This window comes from Micromonospora sp. MH33, from assembly GCF_003013775.1.
Taxonomy (GTDB): Bacteria; Actinomycetota; Actinomycetes; order Mycobacteriales; family Micromonosporaceae; genus Micromonospora; species Micromonospora fulviviridis.
Window position 1 is genome coordinate 1 of the sequence record NZ_MUYZ01000508.1, and the last position, 2,769, is coordinate 2,769.

The window sequence follows — 2,769 nt, forward strand, 5'->3', positions numbered from 1 at the left end:
CCGGCCGTCGCCGCGGCGGTCCCGGGGGGCGCCGGCCGGTCCGCGCCGGGCCGGCGATGCCGGTCAGTCGTCGCGCAGCCGGCGCAGGATTCGGGTCAGCTCGTCCCGGTCCGCCGGGTCGAGGGCGCCGAAGAACCGTTCCGCCTCGGCGGCCCGGGCCCCCCGGATGGCCTCGCCGACCCGTTCGCCTTCACCGGTGAGCGCGACCAGGGTGGCCCGGCGGTCCACCGGGTCCGGCCGCCGCTCGACCAGCCCGCGCTCGGCCAGGCCGTCGACCACCTCGGTGGCGGAGCGGGGCGCGATGCGCAGGTGCTCGGCGAGCGTGCTGAGCCGGACCGCGCCGTGCCGCATCAGCACGGCGAGCGCCCGGGCGTGCCCCGGGTTTATCTCCCAGGGTTCGAGGGTGCGCTTGGACTGGTGGCGCAGCCGCCGGGCCACCGCCCAGAACGTCTCGCCCAGGCTCTCCTCGTCGTCGCCGCCGGTCACCGGAATACGGTAGCAGCACATGCTGTTGCTACCTCATGATGAGGTAACCTCAGCAATGCCCCCGACGGAAGAGAGCACCCCCTTGGACGGATTCCGAGACGGCCGCGGTGGCGGCCGGACCACCGTGACCCCCGCCGAGAAGACGCAGGCCCGACAGGTGTCCCTGCGCCGGATCGGCGGCCTCTTCACCGACCACCGCGGCCCCCTCGCCGCCGTGGTGGCGATCATCATGGCGTCGTCCGTGATCGCGATGGCGTCGCCGTTCCTGCTGCGTACCGTGATCGACCGGGCCCTCCCGGAGCGCGACCTGACCCTGCTGGCCTGGCTGGTCGCGGGCATGGTCGGGGTGGCCGCGGTGACCGCCGTGCTCGGCGTGGCGCAGACCTGGATCTCCACCCGGGTGGGGCAGGAGGTCATGCACCGGCTGCGCACCGACGTCTTCACCCACCTCCAACGCCAGTCGATCGGCTTCTTCGTCCGCACCCGCACCGGCGAGGTGCAGTCGCGGATCACCAACGACATCGGCGGCATGCAGGCCGTGGTCACCTCCACGGCCACCTCGATCGCCGCCAACCTCACCACCGTGGTCGCCACCGTCATCGCCATGGTCGCGTTGAGCTGGCGGCTCACCCTCGTCTCGGTGGTCGTGCTGCCGCCCGCCATCTGGCTGACCCGGCGGGTGGCCCGGCTGCGCCGGGAGATCACCGCCCGCCGACAGCGGGAGCTGGCCGACCTCAACGTCACCATCGAGGAAGGGCTGTCGATCAGCGGCGTACAGCTGGCCAAGACCCTCGGCGCGGGCGCGACCCTGGTCGACCGGTTCACAACCTCCTCGGCCCGCCTGGTCGACCTGGAACTCCGCTCCGAGCTGGCCGGCCGCTGGCGGATGGCCTCCATGACGGTGATCTTCGCAGCCATCCCGGCCGTCATCTACCTCGGCGCCGGCCTGCCCGGCACCGCCGGCACGCTCACCATCGGCACCCTGGTCGCCTTCACCGCCCTCCAGGGCAACCTGTTCCGGCCGCTCATGGGCCTGCTCAACGTCGGCGTCTCGCTGACCGCCTCGATGGCGCTGTTCGCCCGGATCTTCGAATACCTGGACCTGCCCGTCGAGGTGGCCGACCCGGCGCGGCCGGTGGCCCTCGACCCGGCCCGGGTCCGCGGCCACCTGCGCTTCTCCGAGGTCACCTTCAGCTACCCGGGCAGCGACACCGCCGCCGTGGCCGGCGTCAACCTGGACGTCCCGGCCGGCACCAGCCTGGCCCTGGTGGGGGAGACCGGCTCCGGCAAGAGCACCCTCGCCGCGCTGATCAGCCGGCTGCACGACCCCGACGCCGGCCGGATCACCATCGACGGCGTCGACCTGCGCGACCTGCGACTGGCCGACCTGGCCGCCGTCGTGGGCGTGGTCAGCCAGGAGACCTACCTCCTGCACGCCACCGTGCGGGAGAACCTCTGGTACGCCCGCCCGGACGCCACCGACACCGACATCGAGGCCGCCGCCCGCGCCGCGCAGATCCACGACCTGATCGCCGCGCTCCCCGACGGGTACGACACCGTGGTCGGCTCCCGCGGCCACCGGTTCTCCGGCGGCGAGAAGCAGCGCCTGGCCATCGCCCGCACGCTGCTGCGCGACCCCCGGATCCTGGTGCTGGACGAGGCGACCAGCGCGCTGGACACCGAGACCGAGCGCGCCGTGCAGCGCGCCTTCGACGAGCTGGCCCGGGGACGCACCGTGGTCACCATCGCGCACCGCCTCTCCACCGTCCGCGACGCCGACCAGATCGCCGTGCTCGACCACGGCCGGATCGTCGAGTCCGGCACCCACCACACCCTGCTCGACCGCGCCGGCCGGTACGCGTCGCTCGCCGCCTGACCCGTCCCCGCCCACCTCATCGAGCGTCTGGTCGCCAAGGGCGACACCGTGAACCAGGGCACCGTCATCGGCAAGGTCGGCGCCTCGTCGGCGAAGTACGACCTCAACCCGCACCTGCACTACGAGCAGATCCACGACGGCAGCGTCGTCGTCTCGGTCGTCCAGGGCGCCTGGTCCGACTACCTCAAGCGCAACCAGACCAGCACCAACAACTGCTGACCCGCCGGCTCAGGCGTCGGGCGGCCCCGGGTCGTCCGAGGCCGGGGTGGCCCCGCCCGCGGACGCCGGTCGTGGCCCGGGAGCGGGACGTGGCGGACGCGGGGCGGGCGGTGGCGGGAAGGGTTCGAGCGGAGTGAACTGCTCCACCGGGGAGTCCGGCCGGGGAACCCGCCGGCGCGGCTCGGGCG

The 2,769-nt window shown here is 73.7% G+C and carries 3 protein-coding genes; 2 read left to right on the forward strand and 1 reads right to left on the reverse strand.

Annotation, left to right across the window (positions count from 1 at the left end):
- Window positions 1-63: 63 nt before the first annotated feature.
- Window positions 64-507 carry a MarR family winged helix-turn-helix transcriptional regulator gene (locus B0E53_RS35090; protein WP_107079789.1) on the reverse strand — a complete coding sequence of 148 codons (444 nt, stop codon included), beginning with the start codon at window positions 505-507 and terminating at the stop codon, window positions 64-66.
- 61 nt (window positions 508-568) lie between these two features.
- On the opposite strand from B0E53_RS35090, the gene B0E53_RS35095 reads away from it, so the two are divergent.
- Window positions 569-2,362 (forward strand): ABC transporter ATP-binding protein, encoded by a 1,794-nt coding sequence (locus B0E53_RS35095; RefSeq protein ID WP_107079790.1) that lies wholly within the window; start codon window positions 569-571, stop codon window positions 2,360-2,362.
- 18 nt (window positions 2,363-2,380) lie between these two features.
- On the forward strand, window positions 2,381-2,581 hold the full coding sequence (locus tag B0E53_RS35100; protein WP_107079791.1) for a peptidoglycan DD-metalloendopeptidase family protein: 201 nt from the start codon (window positions 2,381-2,383) through the stop codon (window positions 2,579-2,581).
- Window positions 2,582-2,769: the final 188 nt, after the last annotated feature.